Here is an 18782-nt window from a genome sequence, read left to right on the forward strand (position 1 = left end):
GTCACGAAGGCGCCGGTACTTCCTCCGGATCCCAGAGCAGCGCCGCGCCGCGCACGCCTGAGCTGTCGCCCCAGCGCGCCGGAACCACCGCTCCGGCCCACGCGCCCGAGAACGTTCGGGCCTGAACGGCTTCGGCCAATCCTTCGTAGATCTGGCCGACATTCGACATTCCGCCGCCCAGCACGATCACGTCCGGATCCATGAGGTTGGCCACCACTGACAGCCCGCGCGCCAGTCTGTCTCGGTAGCGCCGCAGTGCTTCCTGCGCCGCTGCATCGCCATCCCGCGCGGCCGCAACGCTTGCGGGAGGATCGAGATCGCGCCCCGTCGCGGCCTTGAATGCGCGCTGGAAGCCCGTTCCCGAGACCCAGTTCTCAAGGCATCCGCGCAGCCCGCACCAGCAGGCGGGCGCCGGCAGTTCATCCGGGCCGGGGTCCGGCAACGGCATGTGCCCGACTTCGCCGGCCAGCCCATGCGCACCGCCAACCACCTTGCCGTCCAGCACATAGCCCGCGCCGCAACCCGTGCCGACGATCAGCCCGAAAACGGAGGCTTTCCCCGCTGCCGCGCCGTCGATGGCTTCGGACAGGGCGAAACAATTGGCATCGTTGGCAAGCCGGACCTCCCGGCCGAGCGCGGCTTCGAGATCGCGCTGGAAAGGCTGACCGTTCAGGCACGCCGAATTGGCATTGCGGATCAGTCCCGTACCCGGCGTGAGAGACCCCGGGGTGCCGATCCCGACAGTTCCCCGGCGGCCAACTTCCGCCTCCACAGCCGCCACCAGATCGCGCAGCGTCGTCAGCGCCAGATCGTACTTGTCGGGTGTCGGTATGCGGCGGCGGTGCAGGACCTCACCGTCCTCCGAGAGAGCGGCAGCCTCGATTTTCGTCCCACCGTAATCGATTCCAATCCGCATGGTCACGCAGCAGCCCGCTGCATGGGTGGGATCTTCGGCATATTCCTCTCCGGCATTGGATCATGTCATGGGACGGAGATGGAGCTGGCGCGCCGGTTCACCCGGTCATGCCCCACACCGCTTCGATGTCGCGGCATGATGGCATGGCGGATGAATAAGACAATTTCTTTTTTATAACTCTTCGGATCGACCCGCCTGCATCAGAATGGCATCCGAAGGAAGCAGTTGATCGAGGAAGGGCAGGATCGCCGCGCCGATCGCAGGGGCCTCTGCAGGCATCTGCCCGGGATGGACCGGCACCCGGTTGGGCATGGGAACCTGCGCCAGGGCCGCGTCGATCCGGGCGCTGAGCCGCTCGATCAGCGGCACCGGAAGGCGCCCACCAATCACCACCGCATCGGGATCGAGCAGGCAGGACACCGCCACCAACGGGCCGGTCAGCGCGCGGGTGGCATCGGCGATCCATTGATCCACCGTGGTCGCCATGACCGGATCGAGCGCGAGGAGGTCATCAAGCGATTTCAGCGGACGACCTTCGCGCAGAAGACGCTCCTCGATGGCGGACAACGAGACAGTATCCTGCACCACCGCCCCGGGCTCCGCGCCGCCGGCATCCGGCATGAGCCCGATCTCTCCGCTGCGCGAGCGCGCACCGCGATAGTAGCTGCCGTCGACCACCGGACCGCCGCCCAGACCGGCGCTGATGAGCAAATAGAAGAAGCTCGGCCGCTCCTGTCCGCCCACCCCTTGCGCCTCGCCCAGTGCGGCTGCCGCCGCGTCGTTGTCGACGTGGATCGGCCAGGGCAGAACCTCCTTCAAAAGCGCGGAAAAGTCGACTTGCGACCAGCTTTCGTAACCCTCGGGCTTGTGCGGCAGGACGATCCCGCCCAGGTCGTCAGGGCGCGCGACGCCAACGCCCAATATGCGTTCACGGTCGATCTTGCCCGCGGTCAGCACGCCTTCCAGCTCGGCCGAGATGATGTCCACCACGTCGGACGGCATGGCGAAACGGACTTCTCGAGTCACGCGGCTGCGGACTTCTCCGGCGAGGTCGAGCGCCACCAGAGTGATATGGTCGCGATCGACATTGAGGCCGATGGCGAAGGCGCCGTCGGGGTTGATGGCAAGTCGCAGCGCCGGCTGCCCCCGGCCGCCATGCTTGCGGCCGATATGCGCGATCAGTTCCATCTCCCCGAGGCGCGAGGTGATGTTGGCGATCGTGGGCGCCGTCAGCCCGGTCTGCTTCGCCAGGGCGATACGCGTAGTCTCTCCGCTCAGGCGAATGGCCTGGAGCACGATGCGCTGATTGTAGTCGCTGGCCCGGGCCAAATTGGTACCGGAAAGCGAAACGGCCAGTCGCTTGCCGCGGGTTTCTCCCGAATCGGGAGCGGTTACAGTGCGATCCTCTCTTTTCATGGTGCCAAGGACTACAACCGGATCGGTCCCCTAACTAACAAAAAAGAAAAAATTTAAGTTGACCGCTTTTTGCTTTGAGCGGATGTGTACCGCAACACGAGTCACAAAGAATGCTCGTACCAGGAGAGGAAAGCGGCGCTCATGACCGCTGGGTCGACGCCCCTCTCCGAACCAGCGAGGCACGCATAGCGCGTGAGAGGAGAGGAAATGAGGGGAATGAATCAGCACAGTTTCGTGCGTCGCAGTGTCCTGATGGCCGCGACGTCGATGGTCGCCCTGGGTTCGGCGCATGGCGCCTTGGCTCAGGACGCCGCGCAGCAGGGCGCGCCCGTCGTCACTGGATCGGCCACCAGGCTGGCCGTGGCGGAACAGGCCGGTAGCCCCGCCACCGCCCAACCGGGCAGCGAGCCCACGGGAAGCGACATCGTCGTCACCGGTATTCGCGCCTCGCAGGAACGCGCCGTCAACATCAAGCGCAATGCGACCTCGGTGGTCGATTCCATTTCCGCCGAAGACATCGGCAAGCTGCCCGACGTCACCATTTCCGACTCTCTCCAGCGCATTCCGGGCGTGCAGATCCTGCGCAGCGCGGGCGAAGGTTCGACCATCAACATCCGCGGGTTGCCGCAGGTGACCACGCTGCTCAACGGCGAAGCCTACCTCGGCGCGCAGTCGATCACCACGATCCAGCCGAACTTCAACGACATCCCCTCGCAGCTCTTCGCCGGCGCCGATGTCATCAAGTCCGCCACGGCCGATTCGCTCAATGCCGGCATCACCGGCACGGTCAACTTGCGCACGCGGCGCCCCTTCGACCTGAAGGAGGGCGTGACGGTCGCTCTTGCTGCGGAGGGCGCCTACGGGGACAAGACCAAGCACAAATTCGATCCGAACTTCAACGGCTTGCTGTCCTGGCACAACGACCGCTTCGGGGTGATGGTTTCGGCCGCCTATTCCGACGTGCGCCTGTCCAATTCCCACAACGGCATCCAGGAAGGCTACGGTGCCACTCTGCATGACGAAGGCACGCAGGACGCCACCTCCACAAACGGCTTCTCACCCGCAAACCGCCCGCGCGGCACGGTGGTGGCCGGCGGCGTGGACGTCAACGGCAACGGTAATTCCAACGACGCCTTCATCGTTCCCCAGGGCTTCACCGGCTGGAACAAGATCAACCAGCGCCAGCGACTGGGCATCAACGGCTCGGCGCAATGGATGATCAACGACGCCCTGACCCTGACGGGCGACGCCTTCTTCACCAAGCAGACCGAGCATGACCGCACGGCCGGCTTCCAGATGCAGGACGTCAACTGGCAGGCGGCGGAATTCGTTCCCGGCCAGTCGCGCGACACGGGAACGACCGTGGTGGGCAAGGACGGCCGGACCTACAATCTCAACACCACGCAGGTCTACAACTACGACCTCGGCAACTTCGATTCCTACGCCCAGACCGACCGCTACAAGTCGCAGTCGCAGAACTACAACCTGGAACTGAAGTTCGACAACGGCGGCCCCTTCAAGGGCAGCCTGCGCGGCATCTATGGCAAGGCTCACCAGTATTACGACCAGAGCTACTTGCAGTTCAGCATGTCGGACGGCCAGCAGTGGCAGCCGGGCGGCATCGGCCACTATCCGGGCGGCGACCGGGTGTTCAACCCGAACGGCTACACGGTCAATACCATCGCCGGCCTGAACTCGCTTCCGGCCGTGGTGGACTTCACCGGCAACAAGCCGGTCTTCACCCTGCCCTCGCAGCTCCTGAGCGAACTGGGCGACATCAGCAACTATGCGCTGAAGACGATGTCTTCCGAAGGCAACTATCGCCGCAACGGCGACCTCAAGGTCGTGCGCGCCGATGGCTCCTATGAAGCATCGCCCGAACTGACGGTCAGCTTCGGCGGCCGTTATTCCGAGCGTTCGGTGAACGACTACGAATTCGACCGTGCGGCACCGCTCTATGCCGGGCAGGCCAGCGATCCCAACGGCTGCCTCGTCAAGTGGAAGGCCTTCGACGTGCCGATGAGCGACAGCTCCTGCAGCGCGGGCGACGCTTCCGGCTTCTACACGGCGGGCCTGACGCGCCTTGCCAACGACCCGACCCTGGGCGGCCGCGTCAAGCTGTTCAACCCGGGCGTGGCCGGCGTGCCGAACATGTATGTGCTCGACCCGAAGGCGATGGACAACGCGCTGGCCTTCCAGAACGAGTTCTACCCCGGAAACGTCGAAGTCATGAACCCCGGCGCTTCCTTCAACGTCGGCGTCAAGCAGATCTCGGGCTACGTCCAGACCGACTTCCACGGCGATTTCTTCGGCGTGCCTTTCTCGGGTAACGGCGGCGTCAAGGTCATCAACACCCGGCTCGACATCACCCAGTACGTCACCGGCGGGCCGCAGCCCTACGGTCTGGCCAACGAGCTGGGAGGCTCGGTCGACACCAAGCGCAGCTTCACCGACATCCTTCCGGCCTTCAACGTCGCCTTCGACTTCGCGCAGAACCTGAAGTTCCGCTTCGCCTTCTCGAAGACGATGACCCTGCTGGACCTCAACCAGTGGGGCGGCGGCCTGAACCCCACTTACGCCATCGACACCAGCGTACCCGGAACGCCGATCTTCCGCGTGACCGGCGGTAGCCAGACGGGCAATCCCAACCTCGATCCCTGGCGTGCCACCAATGTGGAAGGCTCCCTCGAATACTATCTCGGCCGGGGAAGCCTGCTGAGCGTCGGCGCCTTCTACATCGACGTCGACAGCTTCATCCAGGCCGGCAACGAGAACCGTACCGACCTGCCGGACAACGATGGCGTCGTTCGCGGCCGCACGGTCTCCATCAGCACCCCGGTCCAGGGATCCGGCGGCTCGCTGAAGGGTATCGAGGCCGGCGCCAAGATCTCGTTCACCGATCTCGGCTTCGTCCCAGGGTTCCTGTCGAACTTCGGCATCGACACGAACTTCACCTTCTCGCCCTCGAACACCGGCGACAAGGACCTGGCCGGCAAGAAGATCCCGTTCCAGGACAACTCGAAGATCCAGACCAACGCTGCGCTGTTCTACCAGGACTCGCATTTCCAGGCGCGCGTGGCCTGGAACTACCGTTCGGAGCGTGCGGTCCAGTCCAACTTCGGCGGCATCACCGGCCTCGAACTGTACCAGGCGCCCACCAACTACGTCGATGCCTCGGTCAGCTACGACATCACGCCGAACATCACGATCTACGGCCAGGGTTCCAACCTGACGGGCGAGTACGAGAAGTACTATCTCACCTGGAAGGACCAGAAGGCCTACAACAATATCTTCGAACGCCGCTTCACCATGGGCGCGCGCGTCAAGTTCTAGGCTCCTCCCTTTCTCCCCCGCCCACCTCCTCCGGGCGGGGGGGATCCTTTTCCGGCTCGGCCCGACAGGGTAGACCCAGCCCGGGGAGTTTCCTGCGATGACAGACAATGCGATCCGTTCCATCCTGATCGTCGGCGGCGGCACCGCCGGATGGATGACGGCCAATCTCCTGGCGACCCGGCTGCGGCGCCTCCCCGTGCAGATCACCTTGGTGGAATCTCCCGATATCCGCACCGTGGGCGTGGGCGAGGCCACGGTCCCGGCGATCCGCGATTATTTCCGCGCCATCGGCGTCAGCGAATTCGACGTGATGCGCGCGACCCAGGGCACGGTGAAGCTCGGCATCGAGTTCCGCGACTGGTCCCGGCCAGGCACGAACTTCTTCCATCCCTTCGGCCGCTACGGCGTCGATGCCTTCTCGGTGCCGTTCCACCAGTTCTGGCTCAAACGGCGCATGGCCGGTGACGACACGCCGCTCTCGGCTTATTGCCTGGCGACCGAGGCGGCCATGCGCAATCTCGTGGTCCTGCCGCCCGAGCAACCCGCCAACGATCTGGGCGTGTTCGACTGGGCCATCCATTTCGACGCCGGGCTTTTCGCCCGCTTTCTCTCGCAGCGCGCCCGCGAGGAACTGGGTGTCGCCCATGTCGAAGGCACCATTGCCGGCGTCCATCGCGGCGGCGACGACGGACGCATCGCTTCCGTCACCCTCACCGGTGGTGACACTCTGGAAGCGGACCTGTTCATAGACTGCTCGGGCTTCCGCAGCCTGCTGCTGGGCCAGGCACTCGAAGTTCCTTACGACGACTGGACCCACCTGCTTCCCTGCGACCGCGCCGTGGCCGTGCCCTGCACCCATGGCGACGCACTGACGCCCTATACCCGCAGCACGGCCCTGTCCGCCGGATGGCAATGGCGCATTCCGCTCCAGCACCGCGTCGGCAATGGCTACGTCTATTCGAGCCGCCACATTTCCGACGACGAGGCCACCGCCACCTTGCTCTCGCGCCTTGAAGGCGAGCAACTGGCCGAACCCAACATGCTGCGGTTCCGCACCGGCCATCGCACCCGCGTATGGGAAAAGAACTGCGTGGCGATCGGTCTGGCGGCGGGGTTCCTCGAACCTCTGGAATCCACCTCGATCACCCTGATCCAGAGCGGGGTCGAGCGGCTGCTGGCCCACTTCCCGGACCGGGATTTCGAACCCTCGCTGGCGGACGAGTTCAACCGCATCACCAGTCTCGAATATGCGCGTATCCGCGATTTTCTGCTGCTGCACTATTGGGGCAATCGCCGGCATGGCGAACCGATGTGGGACGCATGCCGCGCGCTGGAACTGCCCGAGACCCTGGCCAGCCGCGTGCGCGCCTTCGCAGGCGGCGGGAAGCTGCCGCGCTACGAATGGGACTCCTTCCAGCCGCCGAGCTGGCTGTCGATGTACGCCGGGCTGGACATCCTGCCCCCACGCCATGATCCTCTGGCAGACCAGCTCAGCGCCGAGGAACTCGGCGCGTCTTTCGCCAAGATGCGCGAAGCCATCGGCCGGGCCACGGCGCTCGGCATTCCGCACGACGAATTCATCGCCGAACATTGCGCCATGCAGACGGACATTGCACGATCCGCACAACCAGCGCCCGTCTCCATAATCTAGGACCACTCGATGCCTCGTACTCTTGCCGTGTTTCTTGCCCTTGGCGCTGCGAGCCTGCCGATCGCCAGCGCGCTCGCGCAGGAGGCATCGCCTGCCGCCACTGCGCATCCCGAACTCTGGCCCAAGGCCAGGAGCACCGGCCTCGTCGATCCGGAAACCGAAGCGAAGATCACCCGGATGATGGCCGAGATGTCGGTGCGCGAGAAAGTCGGGCAGATGATCCAGCCCAGCATCGCCTCGATGAAGCCGGAAGAACTGCGCGAATATCCGGTCGGCTCGATCCTGGGCGGCGGCAACGATCCGCCGCTTTCGGGCAACGATCGTGGCCCCGCCAGCGACTGGATCGCGACGGCCGAAGCCTTCCGCCAGATCTCGATCGAAAAGCGCCCCGGCCATGTGCCGATCCCGGTGATCTTCGGCATGGATTCGGTCCACGGCAATTCCAACGTCTTCGGCGCCACGATCTTCCCGCACAACGTCGGCCTGGGCGCTATGCGTGACCCCGCGCTGATGGAGAAGATCGGGCAGGTCACCGCCGCCGAAAGCGCCGCCTCCGGCTTCGACTGGGCCTTCGGGCCTACCGTCACCGTGCCGCAGGACGACCGCTGGGGCCGCGGCTATGAAGGCTATTCCGAGCGGCCCGAAATCACCCTCGAATATTCCGCCGCGATGGTGCGCGGGCTTCAGGGGGCGCCGGGCAAGAGCCGCATCCAGAACGGCAATGTCGCCGCATCGATCAAGCACTTCCTGGCCGACGGCGGCACCCATGGCGGCATCGACCAGGGCGACGCGCAGATCCCCGAAAAGGACCTGATCGAGCTTCACGTACCCGGCTACGTCAGCGGCATCGATGCCGGGGCGATGACGGTGATGGCCAGCTTCTCCTCTTGGAACGGCGTCAAGAACCATGGCAACAAGACACTGCTGACCGATGTGCTGAAAGGCCGCCTCGGCTTCGACGGCTTCACCGTGGGTGACTGGAACGCACACGGCCAGATCCCCGGCTGCACCAACGGCAATTGCCCGCAGACGTTCAACGCCGGCCTCGACATGGCGATGGTGCCGAACGACTGGAAGGACCTGTTCAACAATACGCTGAAGCAGGTTCAGGACGGCACGATCCCGATGGCGCGCGTGGATGATGCGGTGCGCCGCATCCTGCGCGTGAAGTTCAAGCTGGGCCTGTTCGATCCCGCGCGTCCCTATGAGCAGCGCACCGAACTCGGCAAGCCCGAACACCGCGCGGTGGCACGTCAGGCTGCAGCGGAATCGCTGGTGCTGCTGAAGAACAACGGCGCGCTGCTGCCGATCAAGCCGGGCCAGAAAGTGCTCGTCACCGGCACCCATGCCGACGATATCGGCATGCAGACGGGCGGCTGGACGATGTCTTGGCAGGGCACCGGCAACACCAATGCCGACTTCCCCGGCGCCACTTCGATCTGGGGCGGCCTCAAGACCGCGATCGAGGCGGCGGGCGGCACCGCCACGCTGAGCGCCGATGGCAAGGTTACCGGGCCGAAGCCCGACGTTGCCGTCGTCGTCTTCGGCGAGACGCCTTATGCCGAAATGGTCGGCGATATCTCCACGCTGGAATTCCAGCCGGGCGACAAGCAGACGCTGGCGCAGTTGAAGGCGCTGAAGGCGGCGGGCATCCCGGTCGTCTCGGTCTTCATCTCCGGCCGCGCGCTCTGGGTAAATCCGGAGATCAACCAGTCCGACGCATTCGTCGCCGCCTTCCTACCGGGCTCGGAAGGCGAAGGCCTTGCCGACGTGCTGGTGGCCAGGAAGGACGGCACGCCGAACAAGGATTTCCGCGGAAAACTCAGCTATTCCTGGCCGAAGAACGCGGGCCAGTTCGCCAACAACCTGGGCCAGCCGGGCTACGACCCGCAGTTCGCTTACGGCTATGGCCTCACCTACAAGGACAAGACAACGGTCCCGCAGCTGAGCGAAGTGGCCGGGCTCGATGCCTCGCTGTCCAACGTTTCGGTCTACTACCTGCCGGGCAAGGTGCTCGCCCCGTGGAAGCTCGCCACCGGCGGTGCGGTCGCGGTGAAGAACGTCGACGGCGGCGGCACGCAGGAAGGTGCGCGCCAGTTCACTTTCTCCGGCCCCGGCGAAGTGCGTATCGAAGGGCCCACGGTCGATCTCAATCGCCAGAGCAACGCGATGCTCAGCCTGCGCATCGATTATCGTATCGACGCCAGGGGCACGGCGGCGCCGAAGCTGGGCGTGGGCGAGACTTTCGTTGATGGCGGAAAGGTCTTCACCGCCGCGCCGGGCCAATGGGCCAGCGTTAAAGTATCGCTCTCGTGCTTCGCCAAGGCCGGTGCGGACATGACGAAGATCGCGCGCCCCTTCGTCCTGCAAGGCAATGCGGGACAGACGATCGCCATCTCCACCGTCAAGCTCGATGCCGATCCCACCGGCGCGATCTGCCCCAATTAAGCCGAAAAGAGAGAACGCCTATCATGTCGCGTTTTGCGAAGTTCGCCGCGCTCGCCCTGAGCCTTGCCCCCGTGGCGCTCACCTGCCCCGCTCTGGCGGAGGAAGTCGATCAGAACCGGCTTCCGCCCTCGCAGGACCCGGCGCGCGTGGCCAATGGCCTGGTGCAGACGCCGCCGATGGGCTGGAATAGCTGGAACAAGTTCGCCTGCAATATCTCGGAAAAGACGATCCGCGATACGGCGGACGCGATCGTCGCCACCGGCATGAAGGACGCGGGCTACAACTACCTCGTGATCGACGACTGCTGGCATGGCGAGCGGGATGCCAAGGGCTTCATCACCGCCAATGCCAAGGCCTTCCCCTCGGGCATCAAGGCCACGGCCGACTACGTGCACTCCAAGGGGCTGAAGTTCGGCATCTATTCGGATGCCGGCACCAAGACCTGCGGCGGCCGCCCCGGCAGCCAGGGCCACGAATATCAGGACGCGATCACTTACGCGTCGTGGGGCGTGGACTACCTGAAGTACGACTGGTGCAGTACCGGCAGCCGCAATGCCGAGGAAGCCTATGCGCTGATGTCCGACGCGCTGCGCTCCACCGGGCGTGACGTGCTGCTCTCGCTCTGCGAATGGGGCACGAACAAGCCGTGGCTCTGGGCCTCGAAGATCGGCAACATGTGGCGCACCACCGGCGACATTACCGACAAGTGGTCCGGCAAGCACGGCTATGCGCTGGGCATGCTCGATATCGTCGATCTCAACGAGCCGCTCTGGCCCTATGCCGCGCCGGGGCACTGGAACGATCCGGACATGCTGGAAGTCGGCAACGGCGGCATGACCACCACCGAATACCGCAGCCACTTCTCGCTCTGGGCCATGATGGCCTCGCCGCTGATCGCCGGCAACGACGTGGCAAACATGACCCCGGAGACGAAGGCAATCCTGCTTAACAGGGATGTCATCGCCGTCGATCAGGACAAGCTGGGCCGCCAGGGCCGCCGCATCGCCAAGGACGGGAACGGTGAAGTCTGGATCCGCACGCTGGCCGACGGCAAGCGCGCCGCACTGCTGTTCAATCGCGGCGAGGCGCCTGTAAAGCTGACGGTGAACTGGGCGCAGCTGGACTATCCGGCCGACCAGTCGCTCAAGCTGCGGGATCTCTGGGCCCACAGGGAGCTGGGCGCGATGAAGGGCAGCTATTCTGCCACGGTCGCCCCCCACGATGTGGTGATGGTCACCTTGACGCCGTGATCGGCCGGCGCCTGCTCAATAAGTGACCGTGATCGTCACGGTATCGGTATAGGCCCCCGCGCGCACATACTGATGCGCGGGGATGCGCCCGTAAGCCGTGACGGTGGCGGCATACGTCAGCAGCCCATTGAACGGGAGGCTCACGCCGGTGGTGCCACCTGAACCGTCACCCCAGAGTGTGGTATAGTTGGAATCCGAATAGATGTTGTAGGTCAGCCTGTCCGCGCCCTGGATCAGCCTGCGGTTCGGAATGCTGTTCGATCCTCCGGGGCTCAGCGCAATATCGATCGTCCCCAGCAAGGCCGCCACGCCTGTGCAGTTGATCGAGACCGTCGCGTTGGAATCGCGCGGACTGTTCGATGTCGGATCGTAAGGACCGAAAGCAAGCCCCGGTGTCGACGCCGAACACGAGCAGAGCACGCACAAGGCCCAAGCCGAGCCTGCAGGTGCAATGACGGCGCAAAATGCGATTATCATCATAAACTTGCGCGTCATTTTTGCGACTCCTTCGAATGCGATCGGCAGATGACCTGCGTCGCCCTTGCCAGGGGATCCTGCACCATCGCTGCGGGAAGCACTGCACGGCAGGCGGTCACGCCGCTGCGCTGCACAACCAGCGGGGCGCCAGGCTCGAAATCGTTCAGGAACACTTCGCCGTCATAGCCCGTAACGGTCGGCTCCTCCCCCGATCCCAAGCTCACTACCAAGCCCGGTGGCAGGGTCGAGCCGTTCTCGTCCACGAGCCGCAGCCGCGCGGGATGAACCTCGCGGGCACCGAACACGACGCGGGCAGCCTGACGCCACCCCGGCGCCACCACTTGTTCCACCCCGCCCAGTTCGCCGGTGATCGGCAAGGCTTCCGGGTCGACCGAGATCCGGTTGGCGACATAAGGCTGGAGACCGGTGACGATCGCCGGCCGGCCGCCGCCCGCTCTTGCGGCCACCGGCTGGTTCTCCAGGAAGACCGGAATGCGCTCGCCTCCCGGCACTTCGACGATCGCCAGTCCATCGTCGACACTGGGCGTCGCCATCAGCAGGCCGCCGGTCGCCACCAGCGCGCCGCGCGCTTCCACGCGCGTCATGACGGCGCCGCTGCGCCGCGTCGCCGCCATGTCCAACTGTCCGGCCGACGAACGCAGGGTCGCCGCGCCCTCGAACCATGCCCCCCTTCCCGTTTCGCGCCCGACAGCCGCCCGATAGCCCAGCCCTGTCCCTGCCGGAGCGACTTTCTCGAACATGGCGGCCATGCGGTCGTTGTCGGCGAAGAACCCGGCATGTCGGCGTCCCCCGAGCGGCAAGGTAAGGCTGCCGAAAACGGACATGTCGGTGCCATCGCCGCGATCGAAACGCTGCGCGCCGATGGAGAGGAACGCGCGCCCGAGATTGACCGAATAGCCGGCCGAGGCGATCGAGCGCCGGTCTTTCCCTTCTTCACTACGCAGATAGCTTGCGTTGATCCCTCCGAACCGGCCCATCACGATGCTGCCGGATATGGCCAGTTCGCGTGTCGCCGCTCGACCCCGGCGCAGATCGCCTACCTGGCGAAAACCGGCCCCCGCCCCGCGGTAGCTCGCTGTTACCGAGTAACCCGGTGCAAGCCTTTGAAACTGCACCTGATAGAGCCCACCCCACCCTGCCTCGCCTTGCGATCCCGCCGCATCCACACGCAGTTCGCCGAGAGGCTGAATCGCCCAGGTCAGGCCCGCCCCGGCCATGCGCGTGGCAGCATCGGCTTCGGCGCGCCCTTCCAGCGTCACCACCGTTGACAGCCCGCGCCGGTAAGACGCCGCCACGAAGGGCGCACCGTAGGAAAGGCTGCTCCAGCCGTAGTCCTGTCGGAGGGCGCCGGCCTCCAGCGAGAACTCGGATATGTCGGGACGGAGGAGCGCGGTGCTCGAATAGAAGCTGCGGGTAACGGTGCGCTCGGTTCCGGTGAGATCGCGCACGATCATGGTCACCTCGCCCGCCCCGGTGAAGCGCGGCCGATAATCGAAGGCGAAGCGGCCCGGCTCGACGGACAGGGACTGGCGGGACGAGCGCGATGCCAGTTCGACGGTCGAGGGCAACAGCGCACTGCCCGCCAGCGACGGAACCGGATAAGTGATCAGCGAAGGGTCCAGCGAGAAGTCCGTGCCGAACCGGATGCCGCCGAAGCGGACGGGCTGGCTCCAGGGCGAAGCGCGGGTGTATGTATCGCCCACGGTGAGGCGCAAGTTTCGCTCGGGGAAATCCCGGACGAAAGCCGTGTCGAGGCGGACCACGCCCGTACGCTGGCTGTCGATCAGTGCGCTGCTGCCGATCACTCCCCAGGCGCCGGAAACACCGGCATCGAGAACGGCGGATGCCTGGGTATGGCCTCGTTGGTCGGAGAAGTTGAGGTCGTAGTCGATGAACGCCACGGGAACCGCCGCGGCCACCGGCACGCCTCGTTCCTTCGCGGCAACATGCCTGCGCGGCAAATGGCGAGGATCGACGTCGAGAAGCAGCGCGGTGCCCTGCGGATCCAGCCTTGCCGACAGTCCGGCTTCCCCATCGACATCGAGATAGCGCTCACCCTCGATCAGGAGATCAGCGTCGAAGACCGTTACGATGCCGAGATCCCGTAAATCCTCGATCCGCACGAGCACGCGTCCGGCTTGCAACACGGCCAGCGCTGGCCGCTGCATGTCACGCCCGTTCAGCACGACGTCGACCGGCAAGGGGCCGGTACTCTCCTGGGCGCGAACCGCGGGAACCGCGACGCCAAGCGCGAGGGCCGAGACCGCCAGCCCCGGCCATAGCCGCGAAGGCAGCCGCATGCCGGCTGGTCCTCACTGGCCCGTGCCGGTCGCTTCGGCGAGCCGGGTCGGAATGAGGTTTCCTTCATCCGTCTGCAGCCGGAGTTCCGCAATCGAGACGGGGAACGAAGGTGGTAGTGGAAAGGCGAGGCGGCCGCCCGCGAGGATGTAGCCGCCGCGGTCGAGACGGACTGTCTCGCCCGAAGTCGCCGTCATGGAGATGGACAGCGCCCTGACGTGACGCTGTCCGCGATTGACGATCACGGCCACAATCCCGCCACCGGGATCGTGCCGGACAGTCCAGTCCAGCGCGGGTTCGGCCCCGCGCGGCGCCCGGAAAATCGGCACGCTGATGCGAAGAAGGGTGCGAATTTCACCCGGCCCGACGGGCGTGTCAGGCGTGGCGAGTTCGTCGAACAACAAGCGCCACGTCTGCTCCGCCGGCCCTTCGGCCGCGGGCAGGCTGCACCGGATCAGGCGGGTTTCCTGTCCCGCCAGGGTGACGATCGTGGGATTGATCAGAAACCCTGCCACGGGTTCGAGCAGGTCTTCTCCCTGCTCGCCGCGAGACCAGCGAAAGCCGCGCACTTGCACGCTGACGGGAAGGTCACCGTCGTTGGCCAGGGTCAGGGCGCAGAACCGCTTGTCCGGCTGCAACTCGATCCGGATCGGCGTTACCCGCAAGGCGCTGGCAACCGCGGACGAGCCCGGCGCGAACAGTCCTGCCGCGAGGGCGAGCGCAGCCAGCAACCGCCGCAAGAGACGCCAGTACCGGGACGGGGCGGGATTCATCGTCAATAATTGACCGTGACGGTAACGCTGTCGGTATAGGCCCCCGCCGGGACGTTCTGGGAGGCGCCGACACGGCCATAGACGGTGAGAATGCTCGGCACCGCGGTGGCCGTGGTGGCAGTCGGCGTGTCGCCGCCAGGGGTGTTGCCCCAGTTGGTCGAATGGCTGACGTCGCTATAGAGGGCGTAGTTCAGGCGGCTGGCGCCATTGACCATCTGGCGCGTCGTGACCGTGGCGCCGCTGGTCGATCCGCCATTCAGCCCCACCGTGAAGGACGTGCCGCTGGTGCAGGTTACCGTGATCGTGCTGGTGCCGTCCTTGGCCGAACCCGATGTGGGGTCATAGGCCCCGAAGGCCAGCGGGGTGACGGCGACGATGCAGGCAGACTGCACCGTGGCCGTCACGGCCATGGGGGCCGTGGCCGTCGCCGCGAAGGCATTGGTCGAAATCGAGGAAGCGAGCACGGCCGCGAATGCTGCCGCAGCGGCGCCGGCTCCTCGGCGAAGTGAGATGCGGTCCTTGTTCATGAGGACGCATCTATTGGAAAGCCCTTGAGAATCCGTGGGGCCGGCATTTCGGCTTTTGCGGAGTTCCCGGTAGGACTTGCTTCAGATCGAAGGCGCGCGGCTCACGATCCGGAGGGCGCTGTCGCCCCCTTGGGTGTGCTTGCCCCGGGCTTCGATGCGCCGCCGGAATCCTCGCCTTCTCCGTCTTCGCCATCGTCATCGAGACCGGCACTGCTTTCGGGGCCCTTCCAGCTGGGGTCCTTGTCCAGCCGCGCGATCATTTCCGTGGCGCGCTGGGCCATGCCGCCGCCGTGCGGATTGAAGGCCACCGGCGCCAGAATGATCTTGGCATCATCAACGCGCCCCAAGCGGATCAGCGCCCAGCCCAGGTTCATGCGCAGGCCGAAATCGAAGGGCGCCAGTTCCACGGCATGGATCAACCCGTCGATGGCCAATTTCGGGGGCTGCTCCCCCTGCTCCACGAAGCTGCGATAATAATAGATCAGCGGCAGGGGATGATCGTTCTCCAGCCTGTTGAGCGCCACGAACGGCGCCCGGGCACGGCGATAGGCAAGCGCCTTGTCTCCATCCGTGTCCTGGGCCTCGCGGAACAGCGCATAGCCTTTCTGGATGTAGGCATTCGTCTGCGACGGATCGACCGCCAGGGCCGCATCGGCCGCGGCAATCGTTTCCTTGTCGTTCCCCGCGTCATATTCGGCTTCGGCGAGTTCACCCAGCACGGCGACGTCGCGCGGATATTGGGCGGCGATGGCCCGGGCCTCGGCGACCACGCTCTTGGCGCTGTCCTCGTCCACGCCGCGCTTGGACCGGATCCGCACCGGCATGATGGCGGCTTCGCCCGCAGTCAGCCTGCGTACGGTGATCGGGCCGACGATGAGCCTGTCCCCTGCTATCGGCAGAGCGCTCATCTTCGGCCGCATGAGGTAGCGCTCGACATCCTTCTCAAGCTTTTCGAAATCCCCGAAGGCCTCTGCTGCTGCTTCGCGCTGCCCCTTCCCCTGATCGAGCAGTTGAAGATAGCGCGAGAACTGGCCTTGGCGGGACGGGTCGAAGGTCAGGTAATGATAGAGCAGCCAGCTCTTGCCGTAGAATGCGTCATAGTTGCGATGAGTGCGCTTGTCGTAAGCGGTCGGATCCAGAAGATCGGCCACCTTGACGTCGGGCGCGTAGAACAGTTCCCCGGCACGGTGGAGCGCCGGGCGGCCCACCATCATGCTGCCGTCCGACGAAAAGCTGCTGGAAGAAAAGAACTCCGCCGCGCCCTCCGTAAACCACTTCGGCCGCTGCATCGCCGTGGCCGAGATCATGAAGTGATGGGCATATTCGTGAAGCAGTGTGGTCATCGACCCGTCAGTAGCGCTTTTCGCGGCATCGACCCGGGGTATGATCGCCAGCGATCCACCGGCGCGCGGAAGATAGAAACCGCCGATGTACTTGCTGTTGGCGCCGTAGATCTTCCTGACCGCCTGCTCGCTGCCCACGACATAGACCGTGACCCGGTTCGATGGGCTGGGCGGCGGCGCCTTGACGTGGAACAGCAGCGCCATCGCGGCGTGGTAGCGTTCGAGCTGGTCGGAAAACTTGCGCAAGTCGCGCTCGTTGTCCTCGGCATAAATGACGAAATGGTCGCTGGATGCTTCCAGCCATTCCGCGCGCGCCGTGCCCGGAAACAGGAACAGGGCCAGCAGACAGGCCATGATCATCGATCGCATTACTTGAATCACCCCCCGGTAATATCCGTGGGTTATTTACCGACCCGTCGAAGGCATGCAAGCGGCGATGGATCCGGTTTGAACAGCATCTGCTGCGCGGCGCCGACTCAACTGCCGAGCGCGACCTGGCCGAGATCGTCTGTCGCCGGCTCAGGTTCGTCCAGCAGGCGAATGGCGACCTGATCCCGGCCCTGTCGCTTCGCTTCGTAGAGCGCCTCGTCCGCCAAGCGATAGAGCGAGCGGAAATCGCCGCCCGTCGAGGCTTCCGCGATGCCGATGCTGACCGTGACCTTGCGCTGGCCGATGAGATCGCCGTGCTCGCAAGCGGAGATCTCCTGCCGCAGCGTCTCGGCGAAGCGTAGCAGCGCGAAACCCTCTAGCCCGGCGACCATGACCGCGAATTCCTCGCCGCCAAGGCGGGCGACCGTGCAACTGGGGCTTTCGTAAGGCGCGATGCGCCGCGCGATTGCTGCGAGCACCACGTCTCCCGCCTCATGGCCGTAGACGTCGTTGATCGACTTGAACCAGTCCACGTCGATCAGCAGCAAACCTACGACCTGCCCCTGCTCCTGCGAGGTTTCCAGAACGGTGCCGACCCGTTCGATGAAGCCGCGCCGGTTGGGCAGGCCCGTCAGCGCATCCCGGCGCGCCAGTTCCTGGGCCTGTGCTTCCGCGCGGCGCGCCATGTCGCGCTCGATCCGCAGGCGGGCATGGGAGCGCGATGCCGCGATCGAGAGCCAGAGCGTCTGCCAGGCTGCGGCGAAAAGCACGAGGATCTGCGATCCCCCGCCCCAGAACATCCTGTCCGTGTCGACGAATTCGGTGGAGGCGAGCACCAGCATCGGCACCGACCAGGCGCCTGCAAAGCTGCGCGCCTCGGCGCTTCCGCGCCTCCAGGCCTGGCCGATGCAGCAGGCCACCGCGAGCAGGTTGGCCAGGATCAGCACCCCCAGCAGGCTTCCGAGTGTCTCGATCGGCCCGGAGCGCATGAGCGAGAGCGGCAGGCCCAGCGCGGCAACCCCGCCCGTCAGCCAGAGTGCGGCGCGGCGCAACCAGCGGTTGACGCTCTGGCTGTCAAGCGCGGTGACGGCGCTCAGCGTCGCCAGACAGATCGCCAGGCAAGACAGGCCCGTGCAGATCTGTGAGGAAAGCGCGCCGGCCATGCGCGGAAAGAAGAACAGGTGGAGCTGCGACCAGCAGCCGCCCCAAAGAATCATGCAGGCCGCCCAGCCCGCCTGCCATGCCGAGAACTGCCGCCGCACCGCCACCGCCAGCGAGGCATTGTAGATCGCCCCCGCCAGGAGCAGAACCAGCGCGGCACCGATCGACGTGGCAAGGCCGGTAGTCTGCGTGCTCTCTTCACCGCGTGCGACCAGGCGCATCCGCAGCAGGCCGGCGCTCGCCACTTTGTCGAAACGCATGGTCACGCCGACCAGCGGCACGTCGCGGTGCGGCGCGCGAAAGGCGAGCTGACCGCCGGCGCGCCAGTGCGTGCCGAAATCGCCGCTGCGCACATCCTGTCGCTCGATCGCGCCATCGGCATAGGAGAAGTAGACGACCAGTCGGTCGAACCGGGAGCTGTGAATGATCAGCGAAAGATCGTCGCGCTCGTCCGCCCCCGGCGGAAGGAGCGCATGAAGCCAGAGCGTGCCCTTCTGGTACCCCTCGGGCTGACCGTTGCAGGCGAAATTTTCGGGAATGGCATCGCTGCCCGGCACGGCAGGGCTCACGGCATGGCACAGGGGATGGCCGATACGAAGCACTTCGGCCGAAGCCGCGCTTGTCCATCCCATGGCCGCCACGGCGCAAAGGAGGGTCAAGGTACGCATAAAAAAGCGCAAAAAGGGCGAGTCGCAAACCATTGCGCCGCGACCTATGGCACATTTGCGCCTTCAACAAGGTTACCGGATTAACCAGGTTCGGCTAATTGTCAGCCTCCGCCGATGACGATGGACTGCCG

General features: G+C 65.4%; 12 protein-coding genes. 4 read left to right on the top strand and 8 right to left on the bottom strand.

Annotated features, from left to right (window positions below; all coding sequences use genetic code 11):
- Position 1 precedes the first annotated feature (1 nt).
- Positions 2 to 916 (bottom strand): ROK family protein, encoded by a 915-nt coding sequence (locus tag EDF57_RS20445; RefSeq protein ID WP_134095580.1) that lies wholly within the window; start codon positions 914 to 916, stop codon positions 2 to 4.
- Between the two features lie 171 nt (positions 917 to 1087).
- Entirely contained in the window at positions 1088 to 2332 is a 1245-nt protein-coding gene (locus EDF57_RS20450; RefSeq protein ID WP_132265812.1) for an ROK family protein, read from the bottom strand.
- Positions 2333 to 2548: 216 nt separating this feature from the next.
- Here EDF57_RS20450 and EDF57_RS20455 point away from each other — a divergent pair, with 216 nt between their 5' ends.
- From EDF57_RS20455 to EDF57_RS20470, 4 genes are all read left to right on the top strand, one after another.
- Positions 2549 to 5665 carry a TonB-dependent receptor gene (locus EDF57_RS20455; RefSeq protein WP_134095581.1) on the top strand — a complete coding sequence of 1039 codons (3117 nt, stop codon included), beginning with the start codon at positions 2549 to 2551 and terminating at the stop codon, positions 5663 to 5665.
- A 97-nt stretch (positions 5666 to 5762) separates the two neighbouring features.
- Positions 5763 to 7316, top strand: coding sequence for a tryptophan halogenase family protein (locus EDF57_RS20460; RefSeq protein WP_134095582.1), 1554 nt, complete (start codon positions 5763 to 5765; stop codon positions 7314 to 7316).
- A gap of 9 nt (positions 7317 to 7325) precedes the next feature.
- The gene (locus EDF57_RS20465; RefSeq protein WP_134095583.1) at positions 7326 to 9764 is read left to right on the top strand and encodes a glycoside hydrolase family 3 protein; all 2439 of its coding nucleotides are present in this window, start codon (positions 7326 to 7328) and stop codon (positions 9762 to 9764) included.
- A 23-nt stretch (positions 9765 to 9787) separates the two neighbouring features.
- Positions 9788 to 11014, top strand: coding sequence for a glycoside hydrolase family 27 protein (locus EDF57_RS20470; RefSeq protein ID WP_134095584.1), 1227 nt, complete (start codon positions 9788 to 9790; stop codon positions 11012 to 11014).
- 15 nt (positions 11015 to 11029) lie between these two features.
- Here the strand turns inward: EDF57_RS20470 and EDF57_RS20475 are convergent, their stop codons facing one another.
- The 6 genes from EDF57_RS20475 to EDF57_RS20500 form a co-directional block, all read right to left on the bottom strand.
- Complete coding sequence (locus EDF57_RS20475; protein WP_134095585.1) at positions 11030 to 11509, bottom strand: spore coat U domain-containing protein; 480 nt, start codon at positions 11507 to 11509, stop codon at positions 11030 to 11032.
- Positions 11506 to 13812 carry a fimbria/pilus outer membrane usher protein gene (locus EDF57_RS20480; protein WP_134095586.1) on the bottom strand — a complete coding sequence of 769 codons (2307 nt, stop codon included), beginning with the start codon at positions 13810 to 13812 and terminating at the stop codon, positions 11506 to 11508. The genes EDF57_RS20475 and EDF57_RS20480 overlap by 4 nt, the downstream gene beginning before the upstream one ends.
- A 12-nt stretch (positions 13813 to 13824) precedes the next feature.
- The gene (locus tag EDF57_RS20485) at positions 13825 to 14550 is read right to left on the bottom strand and encodes a fimbria/pilus periplasmic chaperone (RefSeq protein WP_166675331.1); all 726 of its coding nucleotides are present in this window, start codon (positions 14548 to 14550) and stop codon (positions 13825 to 13827) included.
- A gap of 35 nt (positions 14551 to 14585) precedes the next feature.
- On the bottom strand, positions 14586 to 15110 hold the full coding sequence (locus EDF57_RS20490; RefSeq protein WP_132265828.1) for a spore coat U domain-containing protein: 525 nt from the start codon (positions 15108 to 15110) through the stop codon (positions 14586 to 14588).
- Between the two features lie 101 nt (positions 15111 to 15211).
- The gene (locus tag EDF57_RS20495) at positions 15212 to 16813 is read right to left on the bottom strand and encodes a hypothetical protein (RefSeq protein ID WP_208324912.1); all 1602 of its coding nucleotides are present in this window, start codon (positions 16811 to 16813) and stop codon (positions 15212 to 15214) included.
- 116 nt (positions 16814 to 16929) lie between these two features.
- The gene (locus EDF57_RS20500; RefSeq protein WP_243841171.1) at positions 16930 to 18651 is read right to left on the bottom strand and encodes a GGDEF domain-containing protein; all 1722 of its coding nucleotides are present in this window, start codon (positions 18649 to 18651) and stop codon (positions 16930 to 16932) included.
- Positions 18652 to 18782: the final 131 nt, after the last annotated feature.

This window comes from Novosphingobium sp. PhB55 (assembly GCF_004368805.1).
Lineage (GTDB): Bacteria > Pseudomonadota > Alphaproteobacteria > Sphingomonadales > Sphingomonadaceae > Novosphingobium.

Excerpts from the sequence above, each read along its gene's own strand:
- EDF57_RS20445 (WP_134095580.1), bottom strand. The coding sequence starts at position 916 with ATGCGGATTGGAATCGATTACGGTGGGACGAAAATCGAGGCTGCCGCT.
- EDF57_RS20450 (WP_132265812.1), bottom strand. The coding sequence starts at position 2,332 with ATGAAAAGAGAGGATCGCACTGTAACCGCTCCCGATTCGGGAGAAACC.
- EDF57_RS20455 (WP_134095581.1), top strand. The coding sequence starts at position 2,549 with ATGAATCAGCACAGTTTCGTGCGTCGCAGTGTCCTGATGGCCGCGACG.
- EDF57_RS20460 (WP_134095582.1), top strand. The coding sequence starts at position 5,763 with ATGACAGACAATGCGATCCGTTCCATCCTGATCGTCGGCGGCGGCACC.
- EDF57_RS20465 (WP_134095583.1), top strand. The coding sequence starts at position 7,326 with ATGCCTCGTACTCTTGCCGTGTTTCTTGCCCTTGGCGCTGCGAGCCTG.
- EDF57_RS20470 (WP_134095584.1), top strand. The coding sequence starts at position 9,788 with ATGTCGCGTTTTGCGAAGTTCGCCGCGCTCGCCCTGAGCCTTGCCCCC.
- EDF57_RS20475 (WP_134095585.1), bottom strand. The coding sequence starts at position 11,509 with ATGACGCGCAAGTTTATGATGATAATCGCATTTTGCGCCGTCATTGCA.
- EDF57_RS20480 (WP_134095586.1), bottom strand. The coding sequence starts at position 13,812 with ATGCGGCTGCCTTCGCGGCTATGGCCGGGGCTGGCGGTCTCGGCCCTC.
- EDF57_RS20490 (WP_132265828.1), bottom strand. The coding sequence starts at position 15,110 with ATGAACAAGGACCGCATCTCACTTCGCCGAGGAGCCGGCGCCGCTGCG.
- EDF57_RS20495 (WP_208324912.1), bottom strand. The coding sequence starts at position 16,813 with ATGATCATGGCCTGTCTGCTGGCCCTGTTCCTGTTTCCGGGCACGGCG.
- EDF57_RS20500 (WP_243841171.1), bottom strand. The coding sequence starts at position 18,651 with ATGCGTACCTTGACCCTCCTTTGCGCCGTGGCGGCCATGGGATGGACA.